The sequence below is a fragment of the Streptomyces sp. NPDC020898 genome, from assembly GCF_044333925.1.
Taxonomy (GTDB): domain Bacteria; phylum Actinomycetota; class Actinomycetes; order Streptomycetales; family Streptomycetaceae; genus Streptomyces.
Genome location: NZ_JBIRRV010000003.1, coordinates 369,611 through 384,678, shown reverse-complemented (window position 1 = coordinate 384,678; position 15,068 = coordinate 369,611). Strand labels below are relative to the sequence as shown.

At 71.8% G+C, this 15,068-nt stretch carries 17 protein-coding genes; 7 read left to right on the top strand and 10 right to left on the bottom strand.

Translation table 11 applies throughout. From position 1 onward, the window contains the following. Window positions 1-86 precede the first annotated feature (86 nt). From ACH4TV_RS12860 to ACH4TV_RS12845, 4 genes are all read left to right on the top strand, one after another. Window positions 87-500, top strand: a complete 414-nt coding sequence (locus ACH4TV_RS12860; RefSeq protein ID WP_398397225.1) for a hypothetical protein — start codon at window positions 87-89, stop codon at window positions 498-500. A 116-nt stretch (window positions 501-616) separates the two neighbouring features. After that, window positions 617-1,342: a CBS domain-containing protein gene (locus tag ACH4TV_RS12855; protein WP_398397223.1), complete on the top strand. Its 726-nt coding sequence runs from the start codon at window positions 617-619 to the stop codon at window positions 1,340-1,342. Window positions 1,343-1,557: 215 nt separating this feature from the next. After that, on the top strand, window positions 1,558-2,280 hold the full coding sequence (locus ACH4TV_RS12850; RefSeq protein WP_398397220.1) for an oleate hydratase: 723 nt from the start codon (window positions 1,558-1,560) through the stop codon (window positions 2,278-2,280). A 177-nt stretch (window positions 2,281-2,457) separates the two neighbouring features. Beyond that, on the top strand, window positions 2,458-2,922 hold the full coding sequence (locus ACH4TV_RS12845) for a pyridoxamine 5'-phosphate oxidase family protein (RefSeq protein WP_398397218.1): 465 nt from the start codon (window positions 2,458-2,460) through the stop codon (window positions 2,920-2,922). A 6-nt stretch (window positions 2,923-2,928) separates the two neighbouring features. Here ACH4TV_RS12845 and ACH4TV_RS12840 read toward each other — a convergent pair whose 3' ends face one another. Continuing rightward, on the bottom strand, window positions 2,929-3,822 hold the full coding sequence (locus ACH4TV_RS12840) for a universal stress protein (protein WP_398397216.1): 894 nt from the start codon (window positions 3,820-3,822) through the stop codon (window positions 2,929-2,931). Between the two features lie 243 nt (window positions 3,823-4,065). On the opposite strand from ACH4TV_RS12840, the gene ACH4TV_RS12835 reads away from it, so the two are divergent. Then, complete coding sequence (locus tag ACH4TV_RS12835; protein WP_398397214.1) at window positions 4,066-4,722, top strand: hypothetical protein; 657 nt, start codon at window positions 4,066-4,068, stop codon at window positions 4,720-4,722. Window positions 4,723-4,731: 9 nt separating this feature from the next. Here ACH4TV_RS12835 and ACH4TV_RS12830 read toward each other — a convergent pair whose 3' ends face one another. The 7 genes from ACH4TV_RS12830 to ACH4TV_RS12800 form a co-directional block, all read right to left on the bottom strand. Then, on the bottom strand, window positions 4,732-7,119 hold the full coding sequence (locus ACH4TV_RS12830; protein ID WP_398397211.1) for a glycoside hydrolase family 65 protein: 2,388 nt from the start codon (window positions 7,117-7,119) through the stop codon (window positions 4,732-4,734). Further along, window positions 7,116-7,868, bottom strand: a complete 753-nt coding sequence (locus tag ACH4TV_RS12825; RefSeq protein WP_398397779.1) for an HAD family hydrolase — start codon at window positions 7,866-7,868, stop codon at window positions 7,116-7,118. Before ACH4TV_RS12825 ends, ACH4TV_RS12830 begins: the two co-directional genes overlap by 4 nt. Before the next feature lie 47 nt (window positions 7,869-7,915). Beyond that, window positions 7,916-8,794: a universal stress protein gene (locus ACH4TV_RS12820; protein ID WP_398397209.1), complete on the bottom strand. Its 879-nt coding sequence runs from the start codon at window positions 8,792-8,794 to the stop codon at window positions 7,916-7,918. A 328-nt stretch (window positions 8,795-9,122) separates the two neighbouring features. Continuing rightward, on the bottom strand, window positions 9,123-9,953 hold the full coding sequence (locus ACH4TV_RS12815) for a universal stress protein (RefSeq protein ID WP_398397207.1): 831 nt from the start codon (window positions 9,951-9,953) through the stop codon (window positions 9,123-9,125). A gap of 148 nt (window positions 9,954-10,101) precedes the next feature. Next, on the bottom strand, window positions 10,102-10,542 hold the full coding sequence (locus tag ACH4TV_RS12810; protein ID WP_398397205.1) for a pyridoxamine 5'-phosphate oxidase family protein: 441 nt from the start codon (window positions 10,540-10,542) through the stop codon (window positions 10,102-10,104). Between the two features lie 15 nt (window positions 10,543-10,557). Next, window positions 10,558-11,232, bottom strand: coding sequence for a pyridoxamine 5'-phosphate oxidase family protein (locus tag ACH4TV_RS12805; protein WP_398397203.1), 675 nt, complete (start codon window positions 11,230-11,232; stop codon window positions 10,558-10,560). A gap of 19 nt (window positions 11,233-11,251) precedes the next feature. Then, window positions 11,252-12,319: a zinc-dependent alcohol dehydrogenase family protein gene (locus tag ACH4TV_RS12800; RefSeq protein ID WP_398397201.1), complete on the bottom strand. Its 1,068-nt coding sequence runs from the start codon at window positions 12,317-12,319 to the stop codon at window positions 11,252-11,254. A gap of 278 nt (window positions 12,320-12,597) precedes the next feature. Here ACH4TV_RS12800 and ACH4TV_RS12795 point away from each other — a divergent pair, with 278 nt between their 5' ends. Next, window positions 12,598-12,969, top strand: a complete 372-nt coding sequence (locus tag ACH4TV_RS12795; RefSeq protein ID WP_398397199.1) for an STAS domain-containing protein — start codon at window positions 12,598-12,600, stop codon at window positions 12,967-12,969. Window positions 12,970-13,268: 299 nt separating this feature from the next. Further along, window positions 13,269-13,736, top strand: coding sequence for a universal stress protein (locus tag ACH4TV_RS12790; RefSeq protein WP_398397197.1), 468 nt, complete (start codon window positions 13,269-13,271; stop codon window positions 13,734-13,736). A gap of 71 nt (window positions 13,737-13,807) precedes the next feature. On the opposite strand, the gene ACH4TV_RS12785 is transcribed toward ACH4TV_RS12790, so the two are convergent. Together ACH4TV_RS12785 and ACH4TV_RS12780 are read right to left on the bottom strand one after the other, a co-directional pair. Further along, entirely contained in the window at window positions 13,808-14,305 is a 498-nt protein-coding gene (locus ACH4TV_RS12785; protein WP_398397195.1) for a flavodoxin domain-containing protein, read from the bottom strand. 21 nt (window positions 14,306-14,326) lie between these two features. Continuing rightward, window positions 14,327-15,061, bottom strand: coding sequence for a CBS domain-containing protein (locus ACH4TV_RS12780; RefSeq protein WP_398397194.1), 735 nt, complete (start codon window positions 15,059-15,061; stop codon window positions 14,327-14,329). Between the last annotated feature and the right edge of the window lie 7 nt (window positions 15,062-15,068).

Below are 15,068 nucleotides of genomic sequence, written 5' to 3'. Positions count from 1 at the left end.
CCGGATGGCCCTGGGCCGGGGGCCGGCGCGCACAGCAGTCTGGAGCCGCGGTCCGAACGATGAGAAGTTCAGAAGGAGTTGAGCACATGACTGCCAGGGACACCGGAACCCACGTCACCACCGACGCGGTGCGTGTACGGGCCGAGGGCGACGTGGACGAGGAAGCCCTCGCATACGTCCGCGCCAAGGTCGACGCGGCTCTGGGCCGGCCGGGACTGCCGGCCGTCAGCGGCGAGGTGCGGATCACCAGGGCCCCGGCGCACCACGCCGAGCAGCCGTGGTCCGCCGGGGCCGAGATCACCGTGGGGAGCACCCTCGTGGTGGTGCACGCCCGGGAAGCGACCGCGCACGAGCTCGCCGACCGGCTGCAGGAGCGGCTGCGCGGCCAGGCCGACCAGGTCGCGCACCGCGCGGACGCGGCCCGCAGGTCGGCCACACCCCCGCCGTGGCGGGGCGGGCCGCCCGTCGGGCCGACACAGACCGAAGCGACGGACGGCTGAAGAGGCCGGGGCGCAATGGACCCGGATGCGCCGGGTGACTGTGGGCGGAGCCCCGTCACCCGGCGGGTCCTGGAAGGACTCCGTCCCTTCTCCCGCCGGTGAAGGAGGAACACACCGTGAAGATCCACACCGTGGGCGACGTGATGACCGACGAGGTCGTCCAGGCGCACCGGGAGACCCCGTTCAAGGAAGTGGTCCGACTGTTGGATGCCCATCGGATCAGCGGGGTGCCGGTCGTCGACCACGACGGCAAGGTGGTCGGGGTCGTCTCCGGGACCAACCTGGTGCGCGGTCAGGCGGCCCGGGCCGGTGAGCGCCGGGATCGCCGGTACCGGCTGCCGCGCCTGCAGCGTCCGGGGCACCGAGCGGCTGCCGGGGCGCGTGCCGCCACCGCCGGGGATCTGATGTCCACACCCGCGATCACAGTGCATCCGGAGCAACCTGTTCCGGATGCCGCGCGGGTGATGGAGCGTCACGGAATCGAGCGGCTTCCCGTGGTGGACGAGGAGGACCGGCTCATCGGTATCGCCACCCGCCGGGACCTGCTGCGGGTCTTCCTGCGCACGGACGAGGACATCCACCGGCAGGTGACCGACGAGATCCTGGCCGCTGCTCCCGGCCTGCCGCCCGACGCCGTCGTCGTCTCGGTCCGCGACGGCCTGGTCACGCTCGAAGGACGCCTGGAAAGCCGTACCGACATCGCCCGCGTCGTCCGGTCGACCTGGCAGGTGGACGGGGTCGTCGGAGTGTTCAGCAGCCTGACCTTCCGTCTCGACGATGAGCGCCAGACCGAGCAGAGCTCCTCCCGGGGGATCACTCGGCGCCGACTGCCCGGACAGTGACGAGCGCCGATTCACCGTCCGACGCTCTCGTCCTGACGGTCCGCTCGGCCCGCCCGGACCAGGGCCGGTCAGGCCCCGACGAAGGACCTTCAGCACAAGAAGCCGGCAAGCCGCGCGGACAAGAGTGGGAACCGGAGCGGCTGCGGTCCCGCGGTGCCGCTCCGACCGGAAGCCGCCGGTCAGCCTCGGCGGCCCTCGACAACGGAGGCCCACTCATGACCCGTCACGACGTCGGAACCGAGGCCGCGGCCGGCGCCGGCGCGCCGTCCGACATCGCCGTCGCGGTGGACCGGCTGGTGACGGCCGGCCTGAAGTCGCTCGCCGACTACGAGTCACTGACCCAGGAACAGGTCGACCACATCGTCAAGAAGGCGTCGGTCGCCGCCCTGGACCAGCACACCGCGCTCGCGCGGCTCGCGGTGGAGGAGACCGGGCGCGGTGTCTTCGTCACCGTCGTCGCCCACCGGCAGCCCGTCTACCGCGACCAGCCGGAGGACGTGTCCGTCCGGTGGGGCTACGGCCTGTTTCCCGGCCGGGCCGGCAACCAGACACCCAAGCCGATGACGATGTGCTCCGGCCGCGAGGTCCTCGAAGAGGTCCTGCACCACTTCCCGTTCGACGAGCGGACAGCGGCGCGAATCCTGGAGACCTCTACGGTCGTGCCCTGTGTGATGCCGTACATCACCAGCCAGTTCCTGGCCCGTCGCCGCGACGACCGGCCCCGGGTGGTGCCCGAGGGATCGGTGAACCTCGCCTTCATCGGCCAGTTCGCGGAGGTGCCCGACGATGTCGTCTTCACCGTCGAGTACTCCGTGCGCACCGCCTGGACGGCGGTGGCGCGGCTCCTGAAGCTGGACAGGCACCCGCCGGAGGTCTACAAGGGCCACCACGACCCCCGCGTACTGGCCTCCGCTCTGGAGACCATGCACCGCCGGTGACCCACCCGGACAGGTTGATACACCCCCAGCCGCGCGGGACAGGGACCACCGGACTCCGACCGAGGCCGAACGGCCCTGGTGCGAGATGGTCCCGCGCGGTTCGAATGGCCCGATCAGGCCCACGCCTGACTCCGGGAGACATGAACTGTGAGTGACCGAACGATACGGAAACCTGCCATGGCCGGCGACGACGACCCGTCGAACTCCTCAGGAGCGCACACGAGTGTCGAGCTCGACGGCGTCGAGGCGCTGCGGCTGCTGGGCAGCGTGTCCTTGGGACGGATCGTCTTCACCCGGCACGCGCTGCCGACCGTCCGCCCGGTCAATCACGTCCTGGTCGACGGCGACATCGTCATTCGTACCCACGGTGACGCCGCGCTGGCCCGGTACACCCGGCAGGCCGGGGGTGCGGGGGCCGTCGTCGCCTACGAGGCCGACGTCATCGACCCCGATACGCACACCGGGTGGAGCGTGGTCGTCACCGGGTATGCGTGGCTGGTCACCGATCCGCGTGAACTGGCCCGCTACCGGGCCTTGTTGCGCCCCTGGGTGATGCAGCGGATGGATCACGCCATCCGCATCCACCCCGATCTGATCACCGGGCTCCGGCTCACGGCCCACGCCCCGTCCCCGTTGGCGTGAACGCCGTCAGTCGTGCGGCACCACCGCGACCGGTGCGACCGCGTGCTGGAGGACCGTGCAGGCCACCGGACCGATGTGCGAGCCGAGCGAGCCCGTGCGGTTGCGGCGCCCGACGACGATCAGCGAGGCGTCGTGCGAGGCGTCCACCAGGTGCGCACCGGCGTCTCCGATCACGGCCTCTTCCGCCACCTCGACGCCAGGGAACTTGTCCCGCCAGGGGCGGAGCACTCCGGCCGCCACTGTCTGCCCGTCCCGGGCCGGACCACCGTCACCTGCGAAAGCGGAGGACGAGATCACGCCGCCCCAGCCGTGGATCACCCGCAGCCTGGTGACGCGCCTGGCCGCGGCGTCGAACGCGAATTCCAGGACGTGGTCGTCGGGGGCGCGCAGGTCCAGTCCCAGCACCACATCACGGTACGGGGTGGCCCTGTCGGACTCCTCGAACACGTCCGGTCGGCGTTCCTGCCCGGTGTCCTCGGCGGGGCGGACCAGGACGACCGGCCGCTCGGCTCGGGCGACCACGGCCAACGCCACGGAGCCGAGCATGACACCCGCCATCCTGCCGAGGCCCCGTGATCCGAGGACGAGGACTTCGGCCTTCCCCGCGGCGGCGATCAGCGCGTTCACCGGATGGCCGGCGATCTGCTCGGCGGTCACCTGTACACCGGAGTGGCGGTGGGCCAGCCGGGCCTTCGCCTCGACCAGCAGGCGGGCGGACCGGTCCGCTCCCGGCGGGGGAACCCGCTCGCCGGCGAACGGCACGTACTCGTGGGGCTGTTGCTCGCCCGCGTGCACGACGCGGAGGGGAATCCCGCACATCGCGGCCTCCAGCGCGGCCCATTCGGCCGCGGCAAGGCTTTCGTTCGAGCCGTCCAGACCAACGGTGACGGTACGCGACATGAGTGGGCCTCCTTCGAGAATGTGCTCCCACTCTTGTGTCTGCGCGCCTGCGACACGAGGGACCGTAGGTCCCGGAGTGCTGACCGGCCGGTCCCTGTGGCGGAGGAGTTCTGTGCCTCGGTTGAGTGTGTCCTGCGGTTCGCCTGGTTGTCGTTCGTGGTCGTCACCGGGAGTGCTGGACGGCCCGCTCGCTCCCCCATCCAGGCCTTCCAGCGTGGCGATACGGCGGCCCGGGAGGGCGTCGTGCTCGGCTTGAGCGCTCCCGTCACCGGGCGCCGGGGCAGGGCGTGGCCGTACCGCCCGGATGCCGTGGCCCCGCGCGTGGCGGCCGAACTCGCGGCCCGCCACCCGGCGTTGCGCGTCGAGAGCGTGCGGCTCGCGGGGGCGGCGGCGCCCGCGCTGCTGTTCCAGAGCCGGGACGCGGAGATGATCGTCCTGGGTGCGCGCGGCGAATGGGGCTGCGCAGGCCTGTCGCTGGGGTCGACGGCACCGGCCTTCGCCGGGGATGCGGTCTACCTGATCGTCCTGGTGCCGAGCAGACTCGCCTGTACGAGCCTGGGACGCCGGCCCGACAAGGTGACGCTCGCCGTCGACACGGCAGCCTGCGCGGACGGCGATTGCACGTACTGCACGCCGGACCGCATCCCGCCGGAGAGACCGGACCCACGCCGCGTTCACCCTCGGCGGTGGCCGACGCGTCGCGGCCCTGGCGTGACCAGTACCCGCACGTGCGGGTACTGGAGGACGTCGTCCTCTTCGATCCCGCGCAGGCGCTCGTCCGGACCTCGGGCAACGCCGAGCTGTTGGTGGCGGGGTGAGGGGGGCGGAAGCGGACTCGGTCGCGTCGCGTACACCGTCGCGCGGCACACCAGGTGCCCGCTCGCCGTCGTCCCGGCGTGAGGACGCAGGTCAGTCCGGAAGCACCAGTCGGCGCGTCTCCCCCGGCTGGACGGACACCGCGCGGTCCGGCAGCCGGACGTCGATCGGGTCACGGCCGGACGACGGCACCGCGATCTCCAGCCGCTCCCGTTCCAGCCGCAGCCGCACTCCCCAGTGGCCGTGGTAGCGGATGGCGAACCCGTACGAGGACAGTTCCGGCAGCGGCACGGGGTCGACCCACAGGGCCCCGCCGCGGGTCTCCAGTCCGGTCAGTCCGCGTTGCACCAGGTCGAGGGTGCCCGCCATGGCACCCAGATGGATGCCCTCACCCGTGGTGCCGCCTTGCAGGTCTGCGATGTCGCCCCGCAGTGCCTCCTGGCAGAACGTCCACGCCTCGGCGCGCCGGGCCCGGGCCAGGACCCAGCCGTGGACCAGACCGCTCAACGTCGAGCCGTGGCTGGTCCGGTCCAGGTAGTGGTCAACGGTGCGCCGCCAGGTGTCCTCGTCGAGCCGGTACCCCAAGCGGCCGAAGAGCGCCCGGAGTTCGGCCGGCCCGAAGAGGTAACCGAGCATCAGCACGTCGGCCTGCTTGGACGCCTGGTAACGGTTGACGGTGTCGCCCTCCGCCTCCAGGATCCGGTCGAGGCGCCGGATGTCGTCGTACCGCTTCCGGTACCCCTCCCAGTCGAGTTCGGCGAGGTCGCCGTAGCCCTCGAACTGACTGATCACACCGGCGTGGAAGGGCACGTGGAGGGTGCGCGAGACGTCTTCCCACTGTTCGAGTTCGCCGCCGTCCAGGCCGGTGCGCTCCAGGAGTTCGCGGCGGCGGGGTTCGGGCAGGCCCCGCAGCACCTCCAGTGCGCGGGTGAGCACCCAGGCGGCGGTGACGTTGGTGTACGCGTTGTCGTCGAGGCCGGGTTCGGACGCGTCGGGGTAGGCGTCGTGGTATTCGTCGGGGCCGACCACGCCGCGGATGCGGTGGCGTCCGAGGTCCTCGTCGTAGGTGGCCGCGTCCGCCCAGAAGCGGGCGATCTGCAGCAGCATCTCGGCGCCCTTGGTGTGCAGGAACTCGGTGTCACCGCTCGCCTCGCAGTACTGCCACACGTTGTAGGCGATCGCCGAACCGACGTGGTGCTGAAGCCGGGAGAGGTCCGGCAGCCAGCGCCCCGAGCGCGGGTTGAGATGCAGCTCCTGTGTCTCCTCCCGGCCGTCGCTGCCGCTCTGCCACGGATACATGGCACCGCGCAGACCGGCCGCCCGCGCCGCGGCAAGGGCCCCGTCCAGGCGCCGGTGACGGTAGGTGAGCAGCGCGCGGGACACCTCAGGGAAGTGCAGGTTGAGGTACGGCAGCACGAACAGCTCGTCCCAGAAGACGTGCCCCCGGTACGCCTCACCGTGCAGTCCCCGGGCCGGCACGCCCACGTCCAGGTCGCCGGTGTGCGGGGAGAGGGTCTGCAGGACGTGGAAGAGGTGCAGCCGCAGGATGCGGCCCGCCTCCCCGGGGACGTCGAGGTCGGCCCGGCGCCACAGCTGGTCCCAGGCCGTGAGATGGCCCTCCAGGAGCTCTTCGAAGCCGGGGGCCGCGCCCACCCGGTCGACGGCGGCCGCCAGCGGGTCGCTGATCGCGGGGTCGCGGGAGGTGTGCAGGGCGACGGTCTTGTCGACGGCGACCGTGCGGCCCGGGGTCAGGTGCACGAGCACCCGCTGGACGGCACGTGTCGCGTCGGGCGGGTCCGAGACCGGCGTGCCGGTGGTCAGTCGGGCCGCCATGCCGATCCGGATGTCCGAGGTGCGGGTCCGGCAGCGCAGCCACACCGTGTCGGGCCCGGCGCTGCCGGTGTGCACGTGGGTCAGATGGCGGCCGTCCAGGTCGCGGTAGCGTGCGACCCCGGAGTTGGTGACGCCGCCGTCGAGCGCGGCCTCGACCTCCAGTTCGCCGGCGAAGCCCTCGGCGGTGAACTCGGTGCGCAGGGCCGCCAGATGCGGGTCCCCCATGTGCACGAGCCGCTGCTGCCGCACGAACAGCGCCCGCCCCTCGCCCAGCGCGTACCGCGTCCGGCGCTCCAGCAGCCCCGAGGACAGGTGCAGCACCTGTCGGTGGTCGAGCACCTGCGCGGTGTCCGGCGTGAGCCACTCACCGCCGGCCGGCCGGAAGCGCAGCGGCAGCCAGTTCGGCAGGTTGACCATGTCCTCGTTCTCGACCCGCCGTCCCGCGACGTCCGAGGTGAGCCGGTTGTAGCAACCGGCCGCGTAGGTGCCCGGGTAGTGCACGTCGTCGGCGACGCATTCGGGCAGCGCCCCCCGGGTCGCGAAGTAGCCGTTGCCGAGCGTGCACAGGGACTCCCTGAGGCGCTCGTCCCCGGGTGCGTAACCGTCGTACTCCCAGCTCCAGCCCGTCCCTGCCGCCTCTTCCGTCACTGCGGTGCCCCTCCCACGAGTAGCTCTCCCAGGTCTCGTACGACGATGTCGGCGCCGTGCCGCAGCAGTCTCGCCGCGGTGTTCGCACCGGCGGCCCGGTCCACGCCGACGACGACGGCGAACGCACCGCGACGGGCCGCCTCGACACCGGCCAGCGCGTCCTCCACGACGGCGGCATGCCCGGCGGGGACGCCGAGCCGGCACACCGCCTCCAGGAAGAGGTCGGGCTCCGGCTTGCCCGCCAGCCCCAGCCGGGCCGCCTCGGCGCCGTCGACCAGAGCGTCGAAGAGGCCCAACACCCCGGCCCTGGTGAGGAGTTCACCTGCGTGCCGGGACGCCGAAGCCGCGGCCACGGGAACCCCCGCCCGGCGCAGGGCACGCACCAGCCGTACCGTCCCTGGATACGCGTCCACGCCGTGCTGTCGCAGCCGCTCGGTGAACAGCAGCTCCTTGTCGGCGGCGACAGCGCGCACCGTCGCGTCCGAGGGGTCGAGGCCGCGCGAAACGAGGAAGGCGGCGGCGCCGTCGAGGCGGGACTTCCCGTCCACGTACCGCAGATAATCCTCGCGAACGTCGAACGGGCGCCGCGCGCCGGGATCTTCGGGCGGGTGCGTGCGCAGGAAGGCGTCGAAGGCGGTCTGCCACGCGGCGGCGTGCACCCGGGCCGAGTCGGTGATCACCCCGTCGGTGTCGAGGACGACGGCCCGGACGTCCCGCAACGCGGGGACGAGTTCGATGCGGGACTGCATGGTCACGAGCACTCCATTCCCAGGTAGGCGAGTAGCGCGAGTCGCCCTCACGCCTGCTGCGGCACGACCGCCACCGGGCAGTCGGCGTGGTGCAGCAGCGCATGGCTCACCAGGCCGAGCTGGAGGCCGAAGTGGCCCTGCCTGCGCCGCGCCCCGATGATCACGAGGTCGGCGGCGGCCGAGCGGCTCAGGAGCACCTTGCGGGCCTGTCCCTCGACCGTCGCGCGGCGCACCCGGACACCCGGACGGTCTGCCATCGCGTCGTGGAGCACCGCATCGAGCAGGGCGGAGGCCCGCTCCTCGTGGTGGTGCGCCAGTTCCTCGACCACGGTCTGAGGACTCTCGGAGATCTCGTACGAGGGGCAGCGCCAGGCGCGTACGACGTCAAGGGTGCACGCGCGTGCTTCGGCCTCGCGGAAGGCGAACCGTACGGCCTCGCCGCTCGTAGCCGGATCCCCGGGGCCGAGCAGGATCCGCTCGTGGGTCCCGGCCAGGGCGGCCTTGTCACCGCGGACCACGATCACGGGGCAGTGGGCACGGGCCGCCACGGCCAGGCCGACCGATCCCAGGAGCATCCCCTTCAGCTCACCGCGGCCACGCGATCCGGTGACCAGGGCGGAGGCGTTGTTGCCTTCACGCAGAAGGGCGTCGGCGGGTTCCTCCATGACGATCCCCGTGGAGACCTTCACCTCCGGGTTGCGCCGTGCGGCACGCTCCGCCGCCGAGGCGACGACGTGTTCCGCCAGCACCCTTTCAGACGGCTGTTCAACACCGTGCCAGGGCGGGGCGCCTTCATAGCGCTCCCAGAGCGAGGCGTGCACCAGCCGCAGCGGAACACCACGTCGGGCCGCCTCGTCCACCGCCCAGTCGACCGCCGCAAGGCTCACATCCGATCCGTCGACACCTACGACCAGAGGAAGCTCCATCTCTCCCACCCGCCTTTCGTCGGAGTGCCCAGTGGTGCGGAACGGAGGTCCACTCTCACCGTCCCACCGGCTGCCGGGCGGCACGAGGGGAGGTTCGGTCCCTGTCGGGGACGTTTCTCACTTCCAGCGTGCCGCGCGGCGGCCGGACATGCGTGGGCCGACCGGCCCTGTACCCGGATCCGGTCGGCCACTGTCAGCCGAGCATCCGCTTCCTCCACCCGGGACCGACCCGCGCCCACTCCGCCTCCCACTCGGCCAGGCGCCGCCGTTCCAGGACGCGCGCGTCACAACTGCCCACTTCGCATCCGGCCAGGTGGTTGCCGTCCGGTCATACGCCGGCGGGCACGACGACCACGGGGCAGTGGGACCAGTGCAACAGGGCGTGCGCGACCGGTCCCAACCGCGTTCCCGGCCCGCTGTGCCGGTGCACACCGATGACGACGACCGCGGCCTCCCGCGTGGCCTCCAGCAGCGAATGCGCCGCGCCGGTGCGGACCGTGCGGGTCTCGACGGCCACGCCAGGGTGCTGGTCCCGCAACCGGGTCAGGGCGAAGCGCGGAACGGCCTCCTCGGCCCCGTCGTGCCGGGCGAGCCGCTCCTGTCCCGGGCTCGTCGCGGGCACCAGCGACGGCAGTTCGGGGGTCACCTGCGGGTGGGTCCGGAAGTGCAGGACACTCAGTTGGGCACCGCGCCGTTCGGCTTCCTGGAAGGCGTAGGCGGCCGCATCCGCGTCCGCGCCGCTTTCCAGACCGAGCAGCACGTCCCGGCCGTTGTCGCACGGATGGTCCCCGCGTACGACCAGCAGCGGGCCCCGCGCCTGCGCGGCCAGTCGCAGGCTCACCGAGCCGAACAGCAGGCCCCTGAGGCCGCCGAAGCCGCGCGTGCCCACGACGGTCAAAGCCGCATGCTCGCTCTCACGTACCAGCGCCTGTACGGTGCCGTCCTCCGCGGCCGCTGTCACGACCGGCAGACCGGGGTGCCGTTCACTCACCCGTGCCACCGCGGCGCTCAGCACGGGGCCGGCCTCGTCCCGGTCCGGTACGGCGTACACGACGCGCAGGCCGGCTCCACGGCGCACCGCCTCGCGCGCGGCCCAGTCCAACGCCCGTACAGCGACCAGCGAACCGTCCATTCCTACGACCACGTGTTGGAGAGTCATGGCTCCTGCTTCCCTTCGGGTGTCGCGGCGGCTTCGCAGTCCACGCTCGCCGTCCACGGACGCTGGGGGCAGGGCCCGCCTGGACCCGTCGCCACGCCGAACGGCCCCTGGTCGCAGGGCCGTTCGGCTTCACGCCGGTGTCGGTCCGTCAAAATTCCGGAGTCACGCCGTACAGGGTGCGCCCACCGACCAGTTCCCGTCCGGTCACCAGCTCGGGCGCGATGCGGACGAAGACCTCCTGGGGCGAGGGCACCCAGGAGCGCGGGCCGGTCCGGGTCAGCCGTTCCTGCTCGGCGAGGTCGGTCACCACGGTCGCCCCTCCGGTGACGACAACGCTCCAGCCGGAGTGGGTGGCCGAGTCGACCTCATCGGCCTCGAAGGCGACCACCGCCCCGTCGATCGCCCGCACCAGCTCCGAGGCCGCCGAGGTGCGCAGGAGCACCGAACCGTCGTGGTCCAGAGAGAAGTTGACCGGCAGAACCGCGGGCAGGGCACCACGTGTGTGGACGATGCGGCCGACCGGCACCTTCGCCAACAGCCGCAGGCACTCCTGCCGTTCGAGTTCCCGAAATCCGTCGTTGGCGTACATCGGGCACATCCGCCGTCACACCGTGATCCGGCGCCCGGTGAGGGCGAGCGGGTCGATGCGCACCCACACGTCGCGCTCGCCACCGACCCACGGCAGGCTGTACGCGCGCTCTGTGAGGAGCCGTACGTCGTCCGGGTCCGTCACGGTCCGCGCGTGGCCGCGCACCAGCACGCTCCAGCCCTGGCTGAACGCCTCGTCGATGCGGTCGACCTCGAAAGCGACGTGGCAGCCAGCCGCCTGCGCGGGCGTGGTGCCGTCCGCGGTACGGAAGACGACCGCGCCCTCGACCACGCTGTAGTTGACGGGGACGACCACGGGCCCCGACTCGGTGGGCACCGCGACCCTGCCCACGCCGTGCGTGGCGAGCAGGGCCCGGCACTCCTGTTCGCTCAGCTCGGTGAACTCGGGGTGGGGGCTCGCCCGTCCAGTGCCGGGCGGCAGATCCACGGCGCCGCCGGTGAGATCCCCCACGGTGGTGTGCAGGGCACCGGCCAGCCTGAGGAGGGCGCTCACGCCCGGTACCGGGGCGGGCTGTTCCTCCAGGTACTGGAGGTAGCCGGGTGCCATGCCCGCTCGTTCGGCCGTTTCCCTTCGGGACAGGCCGAGTTCCTCGCGACGCCAGGTGAGACGACGTCCGAGATCACTCATCGGGGATCTTTCCGCCCCGTCCGGCTTCACCTGTTCACCCATGGCCCGCCACTTCCTCTCGTCACGTCGCACGGACGGCGACCTCGTGCTGCGGCCCGCCGAGGACCACCTTGAGCGCGCCGGTGTCGGCGGCCCGGGAGAAGACGTCGTATGCCTCCTCCATGCGGTCGAGCGGGAAGGTGTGGGTGACCATCTCCGCGGTGGGAAGCCGGCCGGCCGCCGCCATCCGCAACAGCGTGGGCGTCGAGTAGGTGTCGACGAGCCCGGTCGTGATGGTCACGTTCTTGATCCACAGGTCTTCGAGGTGCAGGGTCGCGGGCTTGCCGTGCACGCCGACGTTGGCCACGTGTCCGCCGGGGCGCACCATGCGTGTGCACAGTTCGAAGCTCTCCGGCACGCCCACCGCTTCGATGACGACGTCCGCGCCGAGTCCGTCCGTGAGGTCGGCGACCAGCTGCTCCGGATGTTCACGGGCGTCGGCCACGGCATCGGCTCCGAGCCGCCTGGCCGCCTCCAGCCGGGCAGCGGCCAGGTCGACGGCGACGATCCGCTCAGGCGAGAACAGCCGGGCCGTGGCGATCGCCGCCAGCCCGATGGGGCCGGCGCCGACGACGGCGACGGTGTCCCCGGGCCGCACCCGCCCGTTGAGCACGCCCACCTCGTAGGAGGTGGGGAAGATGTCGGCCAGCAGTACGGCGTCCTTGCTGTCCACCGCGCTGGGCAGAGCGTGCACGGACAGGTCGGCATACGGGACCCGGACGTACTCGGCCTGGGTTCCGTCGATCAGATGGCCGAGGATCCAGCCTCCGCCGGCCTGGCACTGCCCGTACATGCTCTCCCGGCAGTAGCGGCACCGCCCGCAGGCGCTGATGCAGGAGACCAGTACCCGGTCCCCCGGCCGCACGGTGCGCACGTCGCTGCCTACCTCGACGATCTCGCCGACCGCCTCGTGCCCGAGCACCGTGCCCGGGCTCACCTCGGGTACATCGCCCTTGAGGATGTGCAGGTCCGTCCCGCAGATGGTGACGGTGTCCACCCGCACGATCGCGTCGGTGGGCTCCTTGACGGCGGGATCCGGGACCTCCTCCCAGGCGGACTGTCCGGGGCCGTGGAAGACGAAGCCCTTCATGGCGCACCTCTCTCTCGTGTTCGCCTGCGGGTCTCGGGCCCCGGCGGTTCGGCGACAGCCAGTTGGGCCGAGCGTCGCGCGATCGGCGCCGGGATCTGCCCCGCAGGTCCAGCTTGTCCCGCGCCCGTGGGCCCCGCTTGGGCCGGTCGGTACCCATCGCCAGGCCGTTCGGCGTCGTCGCCCGGGGCGCGAGCGTGCCTCGAAACGCCGTTCGGACCGGTGCGACAGGGGCCGACCGGCCCTTCCGTTCGCGTGGCCGAACACGCTTTTCTCTCACCATGTCGAAGACCCACAACAGGTCCGTACCGCACCTCACGGAACAACCCGCCCGCCAAGCGACCGTCCTGGAACTACGTGGCGAGATCGACCTCGTCACGGCGCCGTCCCTTTCGGCACGCCTCGACGCTCTGACCGCACACTCCCGACCGGATCTGGTACTGGATCTCCGCCGCGTGTCCTTCATCGACTGCACGGGCCTGGGCATTCTGTGTCGGGCGCGGAGCCGGGCCCTGGCACGGCAGGGCCGGCTGCAGCTGATCACCGACAGCAGCCGTTTCCTGCGGGTTCTCCGCCATGCCGGCTTGTCCGGCGTCTTCGAGGTGCACCCTCACCTTCCCGAGGGGCCGGCGCGTACACCGACGACGGGCTGACCCGGCCTACCCGTTCGGCGTCCCGTCACCGAACACGAGGTCCGGGGTGCGCCGAGGGGTGGCGGCGCCTTCCGGACTCATGTCCCAGACACAGGCCGTGGGCCGTCGTGAGGAGCCAGACGTGCTGGAGCGCCTGCCCGGCGCGCAGCCAGTCGGTACGGCGGTCGTGCTCGGTGGCCGGCACGGCGATGACCGGGTCCTCTCGAAGGGCCGGGCGACGAGCCGCTCGGGATGGCGCTGTGCGGTGAAATCACGCACGGGGAGGTGTTCGCGGGCGTCCCGCGGACCGAGCGCCGTCCATGGCACGCCCATATCTCACGCCGGTCCCAGGGCGTGGTGCACCCACCGGCGGCCTTCCGTCGCACCGCCACGACCAGGTCGCCCTCGGCGTGGACGCGCGTGACCCGGCGGACGCGGCCATCGGCTTCGCCTTCGGGACCGCTCTGCTGAAGGATGTCCGGTTGCACGCCGTGCACGCCTGGCGACTCCCCACCTGCGCCGCCGAACTGCCGTTCGGCATACCGGAGGAGGACCGGGGCGCCTGGGAGAACCACGAGGTGCAGTTGCTCGCCGACACCCTGCGGCCGTGGCGCGCGAGGTACCCCGAGGTACGGGTACTCGAAGACGTCGTGCTGTTCGCCCCGGAGCATGCCCTGATACGCAGGTCCGCGAGTGCCGCTCTCGTGGTGATCGGACAACGGGCCGGCAGCGTGGCACGGGCCCTTCTGCGGGATTCCTCGTGCCCTGTCGCCGTGGTTCCTTGGTGAATCCGCACCCTCAACGAACTCTGCCGGGTCCGTGCCGATCGGCCGGCACGGACCCGGCAGAACCGTCCCTTCTATACCAGCGCCAACTCACCCGCGACGCGCTTCGCCCACGCCTCGATCTCGGCGAAGTCCCGGAAGTCTCCCCCCTTGCCCGAGGAGACGATCTTCCGGGCGATGAATCCTTTTGCTCCCCTTTCGAGGCACCCTCCGAAGGTGACGTGCCCCCTGGCGTCGAGCCGGACCATGGCCCGCTTCACGCCAGGCACGGGCGGGATGTCCCGTTCCGAGGCCGAGGCGTCGAGCGGGCCGCTGCTGAACATCCACAGCGGGCGTCCGGCCAGTGCCCGACGGTGGTGGCGGAGGAAGCGGCGGGCATCCTTCTGCCAGCGCCCGGCGTACACGCCGCCTCCGACCACCACGGCCTCGTACGACGCCACGCTCGCCACGGACTGGGCGGGCAGTACGTCGACCGTCAGCCCGTCCTCGCGCAGAACCCTGGCCACGGCCGCGGCGATCTCCGCGGTCGATCCGTTCGTCGTTCCGTAGGCGACCAACACGCTGCTGGGCATGGCGATCCGCCTCCTTTCACATCAGAGCTTGCGCAGCCAGTCGTCGGCCACGCCGTGCACGGTCGGCTCGTCGAGTCGAAGGTGCGCGTCGTCCAGCCGGTAGGTGAGCTGGTCGACCACGCCGACCACGGCGTCGATCTGCCTGGTCATGGAAACGGCGATCTCGGTCTCGGTCCTGCGCTCCATGTGGCCGGCCAGCGTGACGACGCCTTCCGTCACAGAGACGTCGACGCCGCTCGGCGCCAGCCACAGCGTGCGGACCAGCACTTCGTCGATCACCTCGGTGCGGATCTCCGCGTCGGGCCGCAGGAAGACCTGAAGCAGGTCGCGCCGGGTGACGATGCCGACGAGCCGGCCCGCCTCGTCCAGCACCGGCAGTCGTTCCACGCGGCGCTGCGCCATGGTCCGGGCGGCCTGGACGATGGTGTCGTCGGCGTGTGCGACGACCGGCGGCTCGGTCATCAGGTGTCCTGCGGTGCGGGCCTTCACCTTCGCCGCCCGCCGCCTGGCACCGCGCGTCAGCTGGGCGAGCCCGAAGCGGTGCCTCGACGGTTCGTACGGGTCCGAGGTCGCCGCCTGCCGCACCATCAGGTCCGTTTCGGAGATGACACCGATGACGTGATCGTCCTCGTCGACCACGGGCAGTCCGCTGATCCGGTGGTCGGCGAGGAGCCGCGCCACCTCCTTGAACGGAGTGCCGTACTCGGCCCGGACGACTTCCGTCGTCATCACGGAGCCGACCCTGTTGTGCTTCATGACTTTT

What these genes read in the sequence shown, in the direction of transcription:
- ACH4TV_RS12860 (WP_398397225.1), top strand. Translation starts at nt 87, where the DNA reads ATGACTGCCAGGGACACCGGAACCCACGTCACCACCGACGCGGTGCGT.
- ACH4TV_RS12850 (WP_398397220.1), top strand. Translation starts at nt 1,558, where the DNA reads ATGACCCGTCACGACGTCGGAACCGAGGCCGCGGCCGGCGCCGGCGCG.
- ACH4TV_RS12845 (WP_398397218.1), top strand. Translation starts at nt 2,458, where the DNA reads ATGGCCGGCGACGACGACCCGTCGAACTCCTCAGGAGCGCACACGAGT.
- ACH4TV_RS12840 (WP_398397216.1), bottom strand. Translation starts at nt 3,822, where the DNA reads ATGTCGCGTACCGTCACCGTTGGTCTGGACGGCTCGAACGAAAGCCTT.
- ACH4TV_RS12825 (WP_398397779.1), bottom strand. Translation starts at nt 7,868, where the DNA reads ATGCAGTCCCGCATCGAACTCGTCCCCGCGTTGCGGGACGTCCGGGCC.
- ACH4TV_RS12820 (WP_398397209.1), bottom strand. Translation starts at nt 8,794, where the DNA reads ATGGAGCTTCCTCTGGTCGTAGGTGTCGACGGATCGGATGTGAGCCTT.
- ACH4TV_RS12815 (WP_398397207.1), bottom strand. Translation starts at nt 9,953, where the DNA reads ATGACTCTCCAACACGTGGTCGTAGGAATGGACGGTTCGCTGGTCGCT.
- ACH4TV_RS12810 (WP_398397205.1), bottom strand. Translation starts at nt 10,542, where the DNA reads ATGTACGCCAACGACGGATTTCGGGAACTCGAACGGCAGGAGTGCCTG.
- ACH4TV_RS12805 (WP_398397203.1), bottom strand. Translation starts at nt 11,232, where the DNA reads ATGGGTGAACAGGTGAAGCCGGACGGGGCGGAAAGATCCCCGATGAGT.
- ACH4TV_RS12800 (WP_398397201.1), bottom strand. Translation starts at nt 12,319, where the DNA reads ATGAAGGGCTTCGTCTTCCACGGCCCCGGACAGTCCGCCTGGGAGGAG.
- ACH4TV_RS12795 (WP_398397199.1), top strand. Translation starts at nt 12,598, where the DNA reads ATGTCGAAGACCCACAACAGGTCCGTACCGCACCTCACGGAACAACCC.
- ACH4TV_RS12790 (WP_398397197.1), top strand. Translation starts at nt 13,269, where the DNA reads ATGGCACGCCCATATCTCACGCCGGTCCCAGGGCGTGGTGCACCCACC.
- ACH4TV_RS12785 (WP_398397195.1), bottom strand. Translation starts at nt 14,305, where the DNA reads ATGCCCAGCAGCGTGTTGGTCGCCTACGGAACGACGAACGGATCGACC.
- ACH4TV_RS12780 (WP_398397194.1), bottom strand. Translation starts at nt 15,061, where the DNA reads ATGAAGCACAACAGGGTCGGCTCCGTGATGACGACGGAAGTCGTCCGG.